This is a genomic window from Alicycliphilus denitrificans K601 (genome assembly GCF_000204645.1).
Classification (GTDB): Bacteria; Pseudomonadota; Gammaproteobacteria; order Burkholderiales; family Burkholderiaceae_C; genus Alicycliphilus; species Alicycliphilus denitrificans.
Window position 1 is genome coordinate 4,517,406 of sequence record NC_015422.1, and the last position, 15,688, is coordinate 4,533,093.

Consider the following 15,688-nt stretch of genomic DNA (forward strand, 5'->3'; position numbering starts at 1 on the left):
CGGAACAAGACATCACTGCAGCGAGCGCAGAAATTGAATCAACTTCTTACGAATCTTCGGATCATCCTGGAAATAGGTCATCCCCGTGCCAGGTGCCACCACTTGTGTGTCTCCGAGAAACCTATCGAGGAGCTTTTCGTCCCATGTCTTTTCGGACATCGCGGCCAGGAATCCTGGCGAGTACGTGAAACTCTGAGCGCTTCCCGCTTTGCGGCCAACAATTCCGAACAAGTTCGGCCCGTAACCCGGACCCACGCCTCGATCGAAGGTGTGGCATTGCGCACACTGCTGCACGGCAAGTGATCTGAGGGCCTCGCTGGAGGGGTCTGCCGCGAGTGCGTAACGATTGATCAAAGCCCCACCTAGGAGGCAACATAGTAATAACGATGTTCTAATAATGAACATTCCATCCTCCAAAATACATGGACATAGAAGAAGCCCTCAGTCAATTCAAACGTGTTGGTGCGCGTGGAATCATCTAGTGCAGTGTTCGACGCTATCTGGAACATAAAACCGCGTCTTTTCGGCCTGAGAGGCGTTGCAAATCCTCGCGATAGCTACGGCTATCGCTGTGGTTTGCGCCTTGCTCAGACCATAAATCCATCGGTTTTATTTGTTCCATCAAGCATCAAACACTGCACTAGGTACGCTTGGGTTCGCCGTGGGCCGCGTTTGCTGCGCGGTACGCAAAGGCGATCATTGGGCCGAGCGTGGCGCCGCCCGCCCAATAGGCTCCAGACGACGCGGAAGCCACGCAATTGCCGACGCCATAAAGACCGCGGATCGGCTTGTCGTGAATGTCCAGTATCTGACCATGGGTATTGGTCTTGGGTCCGCCCTTCGTATCGAGGGTTCCGCCGCCCACCAGAGCTGCGTAGTACGGGCCCACCGAGCTGATTGGCCACATCGTTGGATTCTTCTGATCGGGTTCCTTTTTGGTGGAGCCATTGAACAGCACGTCCGACGCGCGCTCCCCGCGATGGAAATCCTCGTCCTTGCCGGTTGAGGCAAAACCATTGAATCGCAGGATGCTTTCCCGCAAATTCGCGTTGAAATCCGACGACAGCTCCATATGTCCGATCTGACCGGCATATTTCTTCAGTCGAAGAGATATCTGCTGCGACAGTCCATCAAGCGTGTCCGACTTGATGACGTGGCGATCGTCCGCTCCTGGGGGAACGATGGCGCTCCCATAGTCATTGGAGGCTGAGTGATCCTGGGAACGCTGATCCCAGATGGAGATCAACACGAGATTGGGATACTCGACCTTGGCCCCATCCCACTCGAATAGTTTCTGGCAAAGCTCGTTGTAGTTGAGTTTTTCATTGACGACGCGCTTGCCCCGCTTGTCTACGAAGATCATGGAATCGCCAGCGACCGAAAACATGCCCGACATCGAACCATCGCGGCCAATCGCCTTTTCGAAAGTGACCGGACACAGCCACGCATGATTCATGTTCCTGAGCTGGACTCCAAGCGAGCTGGTGATGCGAACGAGGTCACCTTCGTTGGTGAACGCGGCGCAACCGCCATAGACCGGAACATTGAGGAAGTTGGATCGAAGTTCAGGGTCGTGCGTAAAGCCACCTGACCCGAAGATCACGGCTTTCCTTGCCCGAATGCGAACGACGCTGTTGTCGTCCTTCAGGGCTTCGATTCCGATCGCCTCTCCCTTGGAGTTCAAGATGACACGCTGAACGCGATGTCCCGTCTTGAAGGCGATTCCATCGCGCCTCGCCGCCGTGGAAAGGGTGCGGATGGCTACTTGACCGCCATTGGCCATGCTTGGTGAGCCGTCCTTCGGAGTCAGCACTCGGCCGGATTTCGCCTTGTCTTCGGGCAGTTCAGAGAAATAGTCTGTGGCGAAGGGAACGTGCCGATAGGGAAGAGCGCCTTTCTGCGCAAGAAGCTCCGCGGCAGGCGACGCGCTGTCGTAGATGGCTTCGCACATGTCGTATTCCCACTGGGTGAGCCCCAATGTGGGATGCTCCGGATCATAGAACTGGGGACGAGTGACACGAGCGACGTACTTCAGGAAATCCGGCTTGGGATCCGCGATGCCGGCTGCTCTCATCGGGACATTGTTCGGCACCCAGTACCAGAATGCTGATTTGAACGTTGTGCCGCCCAATGCCGCGGCTTTCTCGAGCACGACCACGCTGTTGCCATGCCAGCGCGAGAACAACGCAGAGGTCAGCCCGGCGCAGCCACTACCGACAACCACGATGTCGTATTCGGCACTGAATGATGCTGAGGCGGCCTGTGCGTCGGTCATCGTGAGTACGCCAAGCGACGAAGAGGCCGCTGCGGCGACCGTCGTTGCTCTTAGAAATCCACGCCTCGAGGCAACGGTCTCGGCATTAGGTTTAGTCGTCATCATCTATATCCTTCAGTTGAACGTGTGGGTAAAGGGATTGCCCGTGCAGCGGCCATCGTGCCGGGGCTGGTACGGGTTTGACGGTTATCTAGAAAGCTTGAGCATTCCTATCTCAGGTACCAATAAAGGGCAGCACCAAGGGCGATCAAAACGGCAACGCCGATCGATACCCTGGACGGTGTCCAAGCAGTGCCAGAGGAGGACTTGATCACGGAAGCAGACGTACTCAGCGCAGACTCGCGCCCTTCGCCAGTGCCGGAATCGGAACCCTTGAGGATGCCCTCGAAGGTTGAAAAGAAATCGTCCGCCACTTTTCGGGCTGCCCCTTCGATCAGGCGGGATCCGACTTGCGCCAACTTCCCGCCGACTTGTGAGGTCGCCACATAGCGCAGCAAGGTGCCTTGGCCGTCGGGCTGAAGATCGACGGCCGCGCTGCCCTTGGCAAACCCTGCCATCCCACCTTGCCCTTCGAACGTGAGTTTGTAGGAATCGGGGGGAACAAGATCGGACAAGACGATACGGCCTTGGAATTTGGCCCGCACGGGACCGACTGCCGCAACCAGTCGCACAGCGAACTCCTCATCGCCCGTCCGATCTACGGACTCGCACCCCGTGATGCACTCCTTCAGAATCTTCGGGTCATTGAGTGCCAGCCACACTTGGTTTTGACTGGCGGAAATACTATGCTGCCCGCGCAAATCCATTTGCGTACCCTCTATAAATTGATGTCAAGTTCATTTCCAATCCTCAGATCAGGTTTTGCCCGCCGAGCGAACGAGTTCGCGCAGGCGAATCGGAGTTAAAGGGACTTCGTCGATGCGCACATCGAACGGCGACAGCGCGTCTTCCACGGCCTGTGCCAGGACGGCGGGCGTTGCCATGCGACCGCCCTCGCCACCGCCCTTGATGCCGAACTCGGTAAACGGCGACGGCGTTTCGACGTGGCCGATTCGAATGTCGGCTGGCATTTCGTGCGCCGTCGGCATGTGGTAGTCAGCCAGCGAAGCAGTCAGCAGTTGCCCGCTCTCGTCGTAGCGATAGTGCTCGTACAGCGCCGTACCGATTCCCTGTGCCGTGCCGCCGCGGACGTGGCCGTCAAGCGTCATCGGGTTGACCACCGTCCCGCAGTCGTGCACGGCCACGTAGTCGAGGATCGACACCTTGCCGGTGGCCGAGTCCACCTCGACCGCCGTCGCGTGGGCCATGTGGCCCATGATCGGGTAGTAGATGCCGAGGTGGCTGCGATCCGCGGCGGGCATGGTCGTCAGCGGATGGTCGTATACCGCGGTGGTCTCCAGGCCGCTCGCAAATTCCGGTGTATTGGGGAAGCTCAGTCGGAAGTAGTGGGAAGCGATCGCCACTTCGGCGACGCTCTTTTCCATGGCCGGAACGCCCTTGACGCCGATCTTGCCGTTGCGCAGTTCGAGGTCGCCTTCGGCGCATTCCATCATGTGACCAGCCAGCTTGAACAGCTTGCCTCGCAGCGTTTTCACCGCGGTCACCACCGCGCCCGCGAGCATCACGGTATAGCGGCTTCCACCGGGTCCGGTTCCGTTGAAGCCGCTATCGGTATCGGCATACCCGATCGAAATGTCGGACGGCTCCACAGTCAGCGCCTCGGCCACGATCTGCGTCGCCATGGTCTCGGGGCTGTTGCCCCAGAAGGGTGAGTTCAACTTGACGAAGACTTTGCCCGTTGGGTCGATTCGCATCGACACCGCTTCCGGTGAACTGGTCAGGGTGAAGCCGGCCTGGTCGGGTGGATTCAGCGACCAGAATTCGGTCGCGCTGAACGTGCTGCGTTCCTGGCAGGTGACGAGCCCGATGCCGATGTGGCGCCCTTGTCGACGCGCCGCAGCCTGCTTGGCGCGCCAGCCTTCCATGTCGAACATACGCAGCGCTTCTGCGAGCACCTTCTCGTAGTTGCCGCTGTCATAGAGGTTTCCGGTCGGGATCAGATATGGAAACTCTTCGGGCCGAATGAAGTTGCGGCGTCGGATCTCAACGACGTCGAGGCCGAGTTCCCGCGCAGCGGCATCGGTCAGCCGCTCAATCACGAAGTTGGAGACCTCCGAACCGAAGCCGCGATAGGCACCCTGCTGAGCCTTGTTGCTGAGCACCGCAATGACGCGTCCCTGAACACTGTTGATGCGATAGGGCCCGACTATCTGGGCGAATGTATTGCCATGCGTGCCATAGCCGTATTGCAGGTACGCGCCGTAATCGTCGACAACGGTATAACGCAGCGCCAGCATCGTGCCGTCGCGTTTGAGCGCGAGCTCGGCGTCGTAGACGCGATCGCAGCCATGCACGTCCGCAGCGGTCATGTGGTCGAGGCGGTCCTCAATGAACTTGACTGGCCGCCCTGCTATCCGCGAAAGCGATGCCGTCAGAACGATGATCTTGTGAAGGAAAAGCTTCGAGCCGAAACTGCCGCCGGCGATCACCGGCACGAGATTGAGGTGCGTCGCCGGAATCCCGAGCGACGCCGCACATAGCCAGCCGACGTAGTTGTACATTGAGGTGTTGCAATGCACCGTCAGCTTGCCGGTTCCCTCGTCGTAATCTGCAATCGCACCACTGGTCTCTATCGGTTGCGCCTCGGAGCGATTCCAGCGAAGCTTGCGCCTGACTACGACATCGGCGCGGGCGAAGTCGTCATCCACCGGGCCGAAGGTAAAGGTGCGATCCATCGCGACGTTGCTTTCGCCGCGCTCTGGATGGAGCACTGCATCGCCTCGTGCTTGCGCCTGAAGCAGCGGGTCGGTGACGATGGGAAGCTCCTCGAACTCTACGTCGATCAGTTCGAGGGCATCCTCGGCGATGTAGCGGTCTTCGGCCACCACCGCCGCTACGGTCTCGCCGACATGGCGTACCTTGTCGACGGCCATCGCGTGCTGCACCACCGGCGGACTCGAGAATGTCACGGTGGGACCGGTCTTCTCTGCCATCTCGCGACCGGTGACGACGGCGATCACGCCAGGCAGCGCCTTCGCCCGCGAGGTGTCGATGGACTTGATGCGGGCATGCGCGTACGGGCTGCGCAGCAGGGCCGCGTGGGCCATGTTCGGCAACACGATGTCATCGATGTACTTGCCCTTGCCGGTCAGCAGGCGCGGGTCTTCGACGCGCTTCATGCTCTTGCCGATCCAGCGCGGCTCGCTGCGCACGCCCTCGCGCTGTGTCGAAGGCGGGATTGTCACGTCGGGGGTGTACTTGGCATTCATGCTTGCACCTCCGCGGCGTTACGCAGCGTCTCGGCTGCAGCCATGATCGAGTCGATGATGGTCTGGTAGCCCGTGCAACGGCACAGGTTGCCCGAGATCGCCTCGGCCACTTCCTCGCGCGTCGGGTCTGGGTTGCGCGCGAGTAATTCCTTGGCCGTCAGCAGCATGCCGGGCGTGCAGAACCCGCATTGAAGCCCGTGCTTCTCCCAGAAGGCCGACTGAAGCGGGTGAAGGTTGTTCACCGTGCCGAGGCTCTCGACGGTCGAGATCTCGGCGCCGTCGACCTGAATCGCAAAAGTGAGGCAGGAGCGCGTGGTGCGGCCGTCGAGGATCACCGTGCAGGCGCCGCAGACGCCGTGCTCGCAGCCGACATGGGTGCCGGTGAGTTGGAGTTCCTGGCGGATGAAATCGGACAACAGCATGCGCGCCGACACTTCGCGCTCGATCTTCCGGCCGTTGACCGTTACTTTGATGGGGTACTTCTGCTCGCTCATCGAGGTTTCTCCTATTTGCGTTGCGCCGCGTCGTTAAGCGGTCGGTTGAAAGGCTGCTCGCTCGGCGGCACGTGTCAGGGCGCGCGGCACCAAGGTACGGATCAGGTCGCGCCGATACTCCGCATCGGCGTGGTCTACGTCCGCCGGAATGAGTGCCAGCGACGCGGCCGCACCCACCTCGGCAAAGAGCGCGTCGGAGGGCATCTTGCCCAGCAGGCCGGCTTCCAGCGTGGGCACACGCATCGCACGGTCGGCGACACCCGCCAGTGCGACGGCTGCCATTTCAATGCGGCCATTGCGAATCCCCAGGAGCGACGCCACCAGAGTGAGGGCGTAGTCGCCCTTGCGCACCGACACCTCCTCGAATCCATGGCCGAGGCGTGCTTGCCCCACCGGGATGCGAACCTCGACCAGCATCTCGTCGGGTTCTAGTGCTGTAGCATAGACACCCTGGAAAAAATCGGCGGCCGGCACCTGCCGCCGACCCGACAGCCCTTGCACCACAAGGGTCGCCTCGGTGGCCAGCATCACTGCGGGCATCTCCGAGGCCGGGTCCGCATGACAGAGGTTCCCGCACAGCGTGCCCCGGTTGCGCACCGCCACGTGGGCCACATGCCGATAGGCCTCGGCCATCAACGGGCACAGCTCGCGAACCAAGGCGCTGTCGCGCAGCGTCACGTGGCGCGTCAAGGCACCGATGCAAAGGGCATCGCCCTCACGGCGGTGGTAATCGAGGTCGGTCAGCGCGTTGACATCGATCAGCAACTCCGGTCGCGCAAACCGGAAGTTCATCATCGGCACCAAGCTTTGACCGCCAGCGATGAGTTTGGCATCGCCGGGGCGTGAAGCCAGCAGATGCAAGACTTCGTCGAGCGTGCGCGGACGCGCATAGTCGAAATGTGCAGGTTTCATGGTTTCCTAGTGGTCTTTGGTGTGTGAATGCATGACTGCCGAGCGCCGTTGTGCAATGAGGTTTACATCGGCGACTTGAATTAATCGTAACTGTACGAATGACCATGAAGAACTGGGGTTTTCACTAGATGCGCGGCGTACCAGCGTTCGAGCATCCGAGCTATCTGGCGTGACCTCCACAGATCAGCGCTTGTGGCCTTTCGACTCAGCCGTTCAGACCTGAAGTGGCTCCTATGCGAGGGTAGATGTCCACGGTCTTTTCCCCCGTTCTCACTCATAGTGAAACGCGCTCCGGTGGGCGGGGGCTGAGCGGAGAAGAGCGGGGTCGAATCGGCGCCGACGACGTTGGTGACGCATGCGGCTGGCTGCGGCGATCGGCGACCACGCCATGGAAACCGGCACTGGCCATGACGGTTTTTGCGGCCTCAAGTCGCGCCTGGTCGGGTTTCTACCAATTTGACAGTTGGGCAGTCGTACAGACAATATACAGAACCCGTCCCAAGTCAGGGCCGGCACCGCAAACTTCTGGAGATTGACCAAGATGGCCACGAAACGACAAGTCGAGTTCTTGAGCAAAGGAGTGAAAGTCCGGGGCGACCTGGTCGTTCCCGATGGGGCGGGGCCGTTCCCGCTGCTGGTGATGGGCGGTGGCTGGTGTTACGTGAAGGAGATCGTGATGCCTCACTACGCCAAGGCCATCGTCGAGAAGGGCGTGGCGGTGCTGATGTTCGACTACCGATGCATGGGCGCCAGCGAAGGCACCCCCCGTCAGCACATCGATCCCGCCGCACAGGTCGAGGACTACAAGAGCGCCATCACCTTCGGTGAAACTCTCAAGGAGATTGATCCGGGACGCATCGGCGTGTGGGGCATCTCGTACGCCGGCGGACATGTGCTGATCGTAGGGGCCACCGATCCGCGCGTGAAGTGCGTGATCTCCAACATCCCGGTGGTTGATGGCTACGAGAACATGCGTCGCGTGCATGGTTCGCAACGCTTCCATCAACTCAACGAACTGATTCTTGCCGACAGGCGTGAGCGCACCAAGGGCGCAACGGCCGGCGGCAGGATGCCGATGTCCTCACTCAAGCCCTTCGAGGAACTGAGCACCTGGCCGTTCCCCTCGATCCACACCATCTTCCACGACATCAAGGGGCGTGAGGCTCCGCGTCACGAGCACTGGAGCACGATCGAGTCGACCGAGCTGATGATGTCCTACGACGTGGGGCCGTTTGCCAAGCGCCTGTACAACACGCCCACGTTAATGATCGTGGCCGAGGGCGACGAGATCACGCTGTGGGATCTGGAGATCGGCGTGTTCAACAGCATTCCTTCGCCTCACAAGAGACTCGTCGTCCTGCCCAAGGTGTCGCACATGAGCCTGTACTCGAAGCAGGATGACCTCGCTATCGCCGGTCGCCTAGCCGCCGAATTCGCCGCCGAACAGCTCGGTGCAGCTCGCTGATCGAGCCGCATCTTCGCATCCGACACCCTCACGTCGGAGCGGCCGACTGGCACTTACTTTAGCGCTGCGGCCCTTGCGCTCGATCTTAAGTGCGCTGCCAGGTCAAGCGCTAAGGCCATGATTGGGCGACAAAGTAAGCACCATTCTGTCTAATCAGGAATTTTCGGCTTCTAACCCTTATCAAGCAAGCGCAAGCAGCTCCTGTTTTTGAAGTCAATCTGATGCCCACCAGCCCCCCTTGCGCCTGCAACTCCATCGACGAACTCGCCGCAGCGTTACAGGCCAAGGGCTACTTTGCCGACCGGCGCCTGGCGACGGCGGTGTTTCTGGCCCTGAAGCTGCAGCGCCCGCTGCTGCTGGAGGGAGAACCTGGCGTGGGCAAGACCGAACTGGCCAAGGCCCTGGCCCGGGTGCTGGCGCGCGAACTGCTGCGCCTGCAGTGTTTTGACGGCCTGGAGCAGCGCGAGGCCTTGTACGAGTGGAATTACGCTGCGCAGCTATTGCACCTGCGCGCGGCCGAAGGTACCGCTAGCACCGACGCGCTGGAGCAACAGGTCTACCAGCCGCGCTACCTCGTGCGCCGCCCGCTGCTGCAGGCGCTGGAGGCGCCCGCGCCCGGCGCGCTGCTGCTGATCGACGAGGTGGATCGCGCCGACGAGCCCTTCGAGGCCTTCCTGCTCGAATACCTGGGCGAGTACCAGGTCAGCATCCCAGAGCTGGGCACGATACGCGCGGCCGTGCCGCCGGTGACCATACTCACCAGCAACCGCACGCGCGACCTGAGCGACGCCATCAAGCGCCGCTGCCTCTACCACTGGCTGGACTACCCCGAGCGCGAGCGCGAGCTGGCCATCGTGCGCACCCTCGTGCCCCAGGCACCGCAGCAGCTGGCCGACCAGGTGGCGGCCTTCGTGCAGCAGCTGCGCACCGGCGCCCATGCCAGGCATTTCCAGCGCGCCCCCGGCATTGCCGAGACGGTCGAATGGGCGCGCGCACTAGTGGCGCTCGACACCGTCACGCTCGACCCCGAAATCGTCGTGGACACGGCCGGCATCCTGTTCAAGCAGCGCGACGACGTGGCGGCGCTGGATAGTGCGCTGGCCGAGCAGGCCCTGCAAGCTGCCGGTATCTGAATATTCCCGGCCCGACCATGCCCGATACCCTTGCCGCGCCGCCAGTGCCACCCGCAAACGCAGGGCAGCAACGCGTCCCGCAACTGGGCGATGCGCGCAGCGGCAAGCTGGCCGGCAACCTGGCGGCCTTTGGCCGCGCGCTGCGCCGCGCCGGCGTGCCCGTGGATGCGGCACGCATGGCCCTGGCCCAGCAGGCTGTGCAGCTGGTGGGCGTGGCGCGCAAGGATGACATGGCCACGGCGCTGGAGGCCGTGCTGGTGAGCCGCGCCCAGGATCGCCTGGTGTTCCGCGAATTGTTCGACGCGTTTTTCCGCGCTCAGCGCCAGCGAATACCAGCTGGTGGAACGCCTGGTACGCTCAACCCCTTGCTGCGCTTTGACGGCTACCAACCCAGCGCCCGCGGCGCCGCCGTGCTGCACCAGGCGGCCGACGCCATGCTGGCGGTGCACAACATCACCCAACTGCAGCAGCTGGCCGACGCCATCGCCAGGCTCATGAAGCAATAAACACAGGAGACAAGACCATGGAAATGCAAGGCTCACGCCGCTTGGCGATTACCCAGCAGCAGGCCTGGCAGGCGCTGAACGACCCCGAGGTGCTCAAGCTCTGCATCCCCGGTTGCGACAGCATCGAGGCCACGGGCGACAACGCCTATGCCCTGGTCAACGCCATCAAGGTCTGCCCCGTGGCCGCCAAGTTCAAGGGGGGCATTGCGTTGGCCGATGTCGATGCGCCCAACAGCTACAGGCTCAATTTCGAGGGCAACGGCGGCGTGGCCGGCTTTGGCAAGGGTAGTGCGCAGGTGTCGCTCACGCCCCAGGAAGAAGGTTGCGAGCTGGGCTACCAGGTGCACGCCACCGTCGGCGGCAAGATCGCCCAGGTGGGCCAGCGCCTGATCGACGGCGTGGCCAAGGCCATGGCCGAGAGTTTTTTCAAGCGCTTTGAAGAAGAAATGCGCCGCCGTCACGGCCCGGCCGAGGAGGAGCCCGAGAAGAAGCCCGGTGCTTTGAAGAAGATGTGGTCCAAGCTCAAGGGCGGTGGCGACGAGGCTGCCGAATCCGCCGAGGAGGCATAGCCATGGAAAACCTGGACGTCACCGTGCTGCGCGCGCTGCGCGACTGGCGACTTGCGGGCAAGCAGGCGCTGCTGGTCACGGTGGTGCGCACCTGGGGCTCGTCGCCGCGGCCGGTGGGCTCCATCATGGCCCTGTGCGCAGACGGGGCGGTGATGGGATCGGTCTCGGGCGGCTGCATCGAGGATGACCTGATCGCCCGCTACGCCCATCCTGCGGCCAAGGACGCCCTGCCGCGCAGCGGCCCACCCCAGTTTGCCAAGTACGGTGTGACGGCCGAAGAGGCTTTCCGCTTCGGCCTGCCCTGCGGCGGCACGCTGGAGCTGCTGCTGGAGTTCGACCCCGACGCCGCCAGCCTGGCCGCGCTGGTGCAGGCGCTGGACGCCGGCCGGCTGATGCACCGCAAGCTGCGGCTTTCCGATGGCCAGGTGACGCTGGAGCCCTCCGACAGCCCGGCCGATCTGGCGCTGGATGGACAGCTGCTCACCAACACCTTTGGCCCCGAATACCGCATGCTCATCATCGGCGCCGGCCAGATGAGCGAATACCTGGCCACCATGGCGCAGTTCTGCGGCTTTGCCGTCACCGTTTGCGACCCGCGCGAGGAATACGGCGGCAGCTGGAGCGTGCCCGGCGTGCGTCTGCTGACCACCATGCCTGACGATACGGTGGCCAGCTTTGCGCCCGATGCCCGCTCCTGCGTGGTGGCGCTCACGCATGACCCCAAGCTCGATGACCTGGCGCTGCTGCAGGCGCTGGAGACCCCCGCCTTCTACATCGGTGCCATCGGCAGCCGGCGCAACAACCAGGCCAGGCGGGAACGCATGATCGAGCATCTGGGCCAGACCGAGCAGGGCCTGGCGCGCCTGCGCGGGCCCATCGGCATCTACATCGGCAGCAAGACCCCGCCCGAGATCGCGGTGAGCGTCATGGCCGAGGTGCTGGCCGTAAAGAATGGCGTGTCCCTGCCGCGCGACCTGGATGTGGCCCATGTGAAGAACCAGCAGCAGCTCGCTAGCCCCGGATCCGCCTGCCAGCTGCCGTGATGCAGCAGGGTTTCGGTGCCGTGCTCATGGCCGCCGGCGCCGGACGGCGCATGGGCTATCAGCCCAAGGCTTTGCTGCGCCGCGGCGGTGAGACGCTGCTGGCGCGCCAGATCCGCTTGCTGGTGCAGGCTGGCGTGCGCCACATCGTCGTAGTGCTCGGCCACCATGCGGCGCACATTACCGAGGAACTGCGGCGCATCGCCGCGCCAGAGTGCGTGCGGCTGGATTGGGTGACCAATCCGGTGCCCGACGCCGGCCCCGGTGGCTCGCTGCGCCTGGGGCTGGCGGTGCTGCCGGATGCAGCGCCGGCATTGATGGTGCTGCTGGTCGATCAGCCACTGCTTGAGGCCGAGGACATAGCCGCCCTGCTCACCGCCTGGGACAGGCGTGCAAACGGTGTGCAGCTGCTGGTGCCGCAGCATGCGGGGGAGCCCGGGCACCCGATTGCCTTGGATGCGCAGCTGCGCCGCGAGGTGCTGGCCGGCACGGGGGCCGAGGGCCTCTCGGCCTGGCGTCGCGCCCATCCGCAGCAGGTGCAGCGGTTGGAGCTCAGCCATGCGCGCTGCACCACCGATGTGGATACGTTAGAGGACTTGCAGCGGTTGGGCGAGCGTTTTGGTGTGTGGTTGACCCAGCCTACGCCGCCTCGGCCAGCAGATCCTGCAGCGCCTTGACCTGCTGGCGCAGGCGTTCGTTCTCGGCCTCCAGCTCGGTCACAGGTGCACGTCTTCGACGCTCTGAAAGCGGGTGTTTTGCACGGTCTGAAAGGGCAGGCCGTGCGTTTGGCAGATGCCGAAGCGGTTGTGGCCGTCTACCAGCACATTGCCCCACAGCACCAGCGCGTCACGGCAGCCCTCGGCCAGGCCACCGGCCCAGCAACGCACCTCGCCGACGAAGTGGCTGCGCTGCAGCACGCTGTGGCCGGTCTCATAGTTCTGGTAGTCGTTGGCCGGGCGGCGTTCCAGATAGGAACGACTAACGGAATGTGTCCAACATGCTTTGTTAGCTGTGACGCGGCAACGAGTCAAAGCCACCAACAAGAAACGGCAACAGGTTCGCATAAGCGCGCAGCAGATCCGACGTCACAAAGCGCCGACTGGAAAGGTTTTCGACACGACCTGGCTCTGCAACCAGGCCGACCATCGCACCTACCATGAAACTGAAGGCCTGATAGACAGTTTCTTCTTCCGCCTGTGGGAGCGATCGACGAAACTCCGCCAGATACTGCCGAGCAACAGCGTCATAGTGATCGCTGATTACTTTGGCCCCGTCCGGCGAATTTGCAAGCCTTGCGACGAGCAGCGAATAGTTTTTCCAGCCTTGGCCGCCGTTGGTGCTGCGCTCGACAAATGGCAAGACGTACCCCTCGACCAAATCCTTCACTGGAATCGGGTCGCTGCCGGCACGATTGCGTGCCTTGTCGAGGGCCCTGATCCGTTGAAGTGCCATGTAGGAGGCGCGCCTTTCGACGACTTTGTCAAACAGCGTGTCTTTGGTCCCGAAGTGATAGGTGACCAGCGCGATGCGGGCGTTGGAGCGATCGGCCACCTCGCGCATTGACGTGCCGTGATAGCCGTCCTTGGCGAACAAGGCCTCCGCCGCATCAAGCATCCTCTCGCGGGTCGCTTCGCCGGCTTTCCGGCCACGGGCCCGTTCCACTCCGGGCCGGCTGGCTCGGGTGGAGGTTTGCTCCTCGTCATCCGCTAGGATGTTGGCATCTTTCATGTATTGATGTACCTCAGTCTGGCTGCTGCCGCTGCGTTCTTTGACGATTGAACGAACGAAAGTTCGCTCCCGGGCGAGTATTTCCTCTTGATGCCCAGCGGCGGCAGCACCTGCTGCATCCGCCTGTACTCGGACTCAAGGTAGCTGACGAACTTTTCCGGAGGCATCAAGACGACCTCTGAGCCCGTGAGTTTCGCGTTCGCTTGGTATTCGGGCATCTTGGTTGCCTGCTGGACGTGCCGGAACAACTGCTGGGTTTGATCCACTGTCATACCCCTCGGGCCGAAGATAGCAGACCACGCGGGGACGTCCACATCCTTGATGCCTAGCTCTTCGAAGGTCGGGACATCAGGCAAGGTTGGCGAGCGTTTTGCAGCGGATATTGCCAGGGGGTGAATTCTTCCGTCCTTAATCAAACCGCGGACGATCGATTCACCGATAAAGACGGAATCGACGTGGCCTCCAAGGAAGTCACTGATGGGCGACTTGTATGGGACGTGCAGCAGTTCCATGCCAGCTCCTTTTGGGAAATGGGCGCCGACCACGTGTGTCGTGTTGCCGATGCCGAACGATCCGAAGCTCAGCTTGCCAGGGTTGGCGCGAGCCGCGCTCAGGAGGTCTTGGGCCGACCTGTAGGGAGCGTCGGATCTGACGCACAACACAAAGCCGGTGCTAAGGGCGACCTCCATCATGGTAATGCTGCATCCACCTCCGGGCTTGTTGTCGCCGATGAAGGTGTGCCCCGATACCTTGCTCAGGGCGTCGGCGAGCACGCGTGCGCTCGTGTCGAATTGATTTCCTGTGCCCAGAGGCACCACGATCCTCGCCACGCGCGTGCTCGTCAACTGTGCGTGCGCAAGCCCAACCGTGCTGATTAGGCCGGCTGCGATTACTGTTCTTCGTTGCATTCAATTTCTCCATGCCAATGATGGATGAAAAAATTCTAACTGTACAAATGAGCAAATAAATAGGATTTCCACTAGGTTTGCTTGTCCCTGGATGACTGAGTGAAAGATGCTTGGCCACTTCTCCTGTGGTAGGTATCTGTCAATAACGTTGTTCTCTGTTGTCGCCAATAAGGCTTACACCGTCGTAGAGAAGGCCTGCTGTATATGGCCCTTTCCTTCATCACTGGGTGCAAATGATCAAGCATGCATGTGCACGCAAGGCGGAACTGTTCTGAGTGAAAGATTTGCAAGGGTTTTCCCTATCTATATGTTTGGTCAGACGTACAGCTACACTTGCGCGCATGGCTCGTGACGTGGGGTGACGGGCCGCTAGTCAAACATGGAGATACGATGACTACCCAGCGACAGGTTGAGTTTTTGAGCGAAGGCGTGAAGGTGCGTGGCGATCTGGTTCTGCCCGATGGCGATGGTCCGTTCCCGCTGCTGGTGATGGGCGGCGGCTGGTGCTACGTCAAGGAGATCGTGATGCCGCACTACGCCAAGGCGATAGTGCAAAAGGGCGTTGCGGTTTTGATGTTCGACTACCGCTGCATGGGCGCGAGCGAAGGCATGCCGCGCCAGCATATCGATCCCGCAGCCCAGATTGAGGACTACAAGAGCGCGATCACCTTTGCCGAGACGCTGCCGGAGATTGATGGCAACCGTATCGGCGTGTGGGGCATCTCCTATGCTGGCGGTCACGTGCTGGTGGTCGGCGCGACCGATCCGCGCGTGAAGTGCGTGATCTCCAACATCCCGGTAGTTGATGGCTACGAGAACATGCGACGCGTGCATGGCTCGCAGCGCTTCCACGAGCTCACTGAGCTGATGCTGACCGATCGGCGCGAGCGCACCAAGAGCGGAACGGCCGGCGGGCGCATGCCGATGTCATCGCTCACGCCCTTCGCCGAGCTGAGCACCTGGCCGTTCCCCTCGATCCACACCATCTTCCACGACATCAAGGAGCGCGAGGCGCCGCGCCACGAGCACTGGAGCACGATCGAATCGACGGAGCTGCTGCTGTCCTACGACGTGGGGCCATTTGCCAAGCGGCTGTACAACACGCCCACCTTGATGGTCGTGGCCGAGGGCGACGAAATCACGCTGTGGGATCTGGAAATCGGTGTGTTCAACAGTATCCCTTCACCGCACAAGAAGCTTGCCGTCCTGCCCAAGGTCTCGCACATGAGCCTGTACTCCAAGCAGAACGACCTCGCCGTCGCGGGCGGCCTTGCTGCCGAGTTCGCCGCCGAGCACCTCTGCGCAGGTGCTCGCTGAGCGAGCCTTCCC

At 62.0% G+C, this 15,688-nt stretch carries 14 protein-coding genes and 2 pseudogenes; 7 read left to right on the forward strand and 9 right to left on the reverse strand.

What is annotated here, in order from left to right; translation table 11 throughout:
* Nucleotides 1-12 precede the first annotated feature (12 nt).
* The 6 genes from ALIDE2_RS21405 to ALIDE2_RS21430 all read right to left on the reverse strand — a co-directional run bounded on the left by ALIDE2_RS21405 (nt 13) and on the right by ALIDE2_RS21430 (nt 7,010).
* Nucleotides 13-354: a c-type cytochrome gene (locus ALIDE2_RS21405; RefSeq protein ID WP_148262985.1), complete on the reverse strand. Its 342-nt coding sequence runs from the start codon at nt 352-354 to the stop codon at nt 13-15.
* Between the two features lie 286 nt (nt 355-640).
* On the reverse strand, nt 641-2,377 hold the full coding sequence (locus tag ALIDE2_RS21410; protein WP_148262996.1) for an FAD-dependent oxidoreductase: 1,737 nt from the start codon (nt 2,375-2,377) through the stop codon (nt 641-643).
* Between the two features lie 107 nt (nt 2,378-2,484).
* Nucleotides 2,485-3,081 (reverse strand): SRPBCC family protein, encoded by a 597-nt coding sequence (locus tag ALIDE2_RS21415; protein WP_013723110.1) that lies wholly within the window; start codon nt 3,079-3,081, stop codon nt 2,485-2,487.
* 48 nt (nt 3,082-3,129) lie between these two features.
* Entirely contained in the window at nt 3,130-5,604 is a 2,475-nt protein-coding gene (locus tag ALIDE2_RS21420; RefSeq protein WP_013723111.1) for a xanthine dehydrogenase family protein molybdopterin-binding subunit, read from the reverse strand.
* Nucleotides 5,601-6,098, reverse strand: a complete 498-nt coding sequence (locus ALIDE2_RS21425; protein ID WP_013723112.1) for a (2Fe-2S)-binding protein — start codon at nt 6,096-6,098, stop codon at nt 5,601-5,603. The genes ALIDE2_RS21420 and ALIDE2_RS21425 overlap by 4 nt, the downstream gene beginning before the upstream one ends.
* Nucleotides 6,099-6,131: 33 nt before the next feature.
* A complete protein-coding gene (locus ALIDE2_RS21430; protein ID WP_013723113.1) occupies nt 6,132-7,010 on the reverse strand; it encodes an FAD binding domain-containing protein in 879 nt (292 codons plus the stop codon).
* Nucleotides 7,011-7,551: 541 nt separating this feature from the next.
* Here ALIDE2_RS21430 and ALIDE2_RS21435 point away from each other — a divergent pair.
* From ALIDE2_RS21435 to ALIDE2_RS21460, 6 genes and pseudogenes are all read left to right on the forward strand, one after another.
* Nucleotides 7,552-8,475 (forward strand): alpha/beta hydrolase, encoded by a 924-nt coding sequence (locus ALIDE2_RS21435; RefSeq protein ID WP_013723114.1) that lies wholly within the window; start codon nt 7,552-7,554, stop codon nt 8,473-8,475.
* Between the two features lie 221 nt (nt 8,476-8,696).
* Nucleotides 8,697-9,608, forward strand: coding sequence for an AAA family ATPase (locus tag ALIDE2_RS21440; RefSeq protein WP_013723115.1), 912 nt, complete (start codon nt 8,697-8,699; stop codon nt 9,606-9,608).
* Between the two features lie 17 nt (nt 9,609-9,625).
* A pseudogene (locus ALIDE2_RS24740) lies at nt 9,626-9,922 on the forward strand (vWA domain-containing protein); the annotation flags it as partial.
* Between the two features lie 209 nt (nt 9,923-10,131).
* Entirely contained in the window at nt 10,132-10,683 is a 552-nt protein-coding gene (locus ALIDE2_RS21450) for an SRPBCC family protein (RefSeq protein WP_013723117.1), read from the forward strand.
* 2 nt (nt 10,684-10,685) lie between these two features.
* The gene (locus ALIDE2_RS21455; RefSeq protein WP_013723118.1) at nt 10,686-11,726 is read left to right on the forward strand and encodes an XdhC family protein; all 1,041 of its coding nucleotides are present in this window, start codon (nt 10,686-10,688) and stop codon (nt 11,724-11,726) included.
* Nucleotides 11,726-12,400, forward strand: coding sequence for a nucleotidyltransferase family protein (locus ALIDE2_RS21460; protein ID WP_013723119.1), 675 nt, complete (start codon nt 11,726-11,728; stop codon nt 12,398-12,400). The genes ALIDE2_RS21455 and ALIDE2_RS21460 overlap by 1 nt, the downstream gene beginning before the upstream one ends.
* Before the next feature lie 42 nt (nt 12,401-12,442).
* Here the strand turns inward: ALIDE2_RS21460 and ALIDE2_RS21465 are convergent.
* From ALIDE2_RS21465 to ALIDE2_RS24100, 3 genes and pseudogenes are all read right to left on the reverse strand, one after another.
* Nucleotides 12,443-12,640: pseudogene (locus tag ALIDE2_RS21465) on the reverse strand (hypothetical protein); the annotation flags it as partial.
* An 88-nt stretch (nt 12,641-12,728) separates the two neighbouring features.
* Complete coding sequence (locus tag ALIDE2_RS21470) at nt 12,729-13,451, reverse strand: TetR/AcrR family transcriptional regulator (RefSeq protein ID WP_013723120.1); 723 nt, start codon at nt 13,449-13,451, stop codon at nt 12,729-12,731.
* Nucleotides 13,448-14,359 (reverse strand): Bug family tripartite tricarboxylate transporter substrate binding protein, encoded by a 912-nt coding sequence (locus tag ALIDE2_RS24100; RefSeq protein ID WP_013723121.1) that lies wholly within the window; start codon nt 14,357-14,359, stop codon nt 13,448-13,450. The genes ALIDE2_RS21470 and ALIDE2_RS24100 overlap by 4 nt, the downstream gene beginning before the upstream one ends.
* A 390-nt stretch (nt 14,360-14,749) precedes the next feature.
* Between ALIDE2_RS24100 and ALIDE2_RS21480 the strand changes: the two genes are divergently transcribed.
* On the forward strand, nt 14,750-15,676 hold the full coding sequence (locus tag ALIDE2_RS21480) for an alpha/beta hydrolase (protein ID WP_013723122.1): 927 nt from the start codon (nt 14,750-14,752) through the stop codon (nt 15,674-15,676).
* Nucleotides 15,677-15,688: the final 12 nt, after the last annotated feature.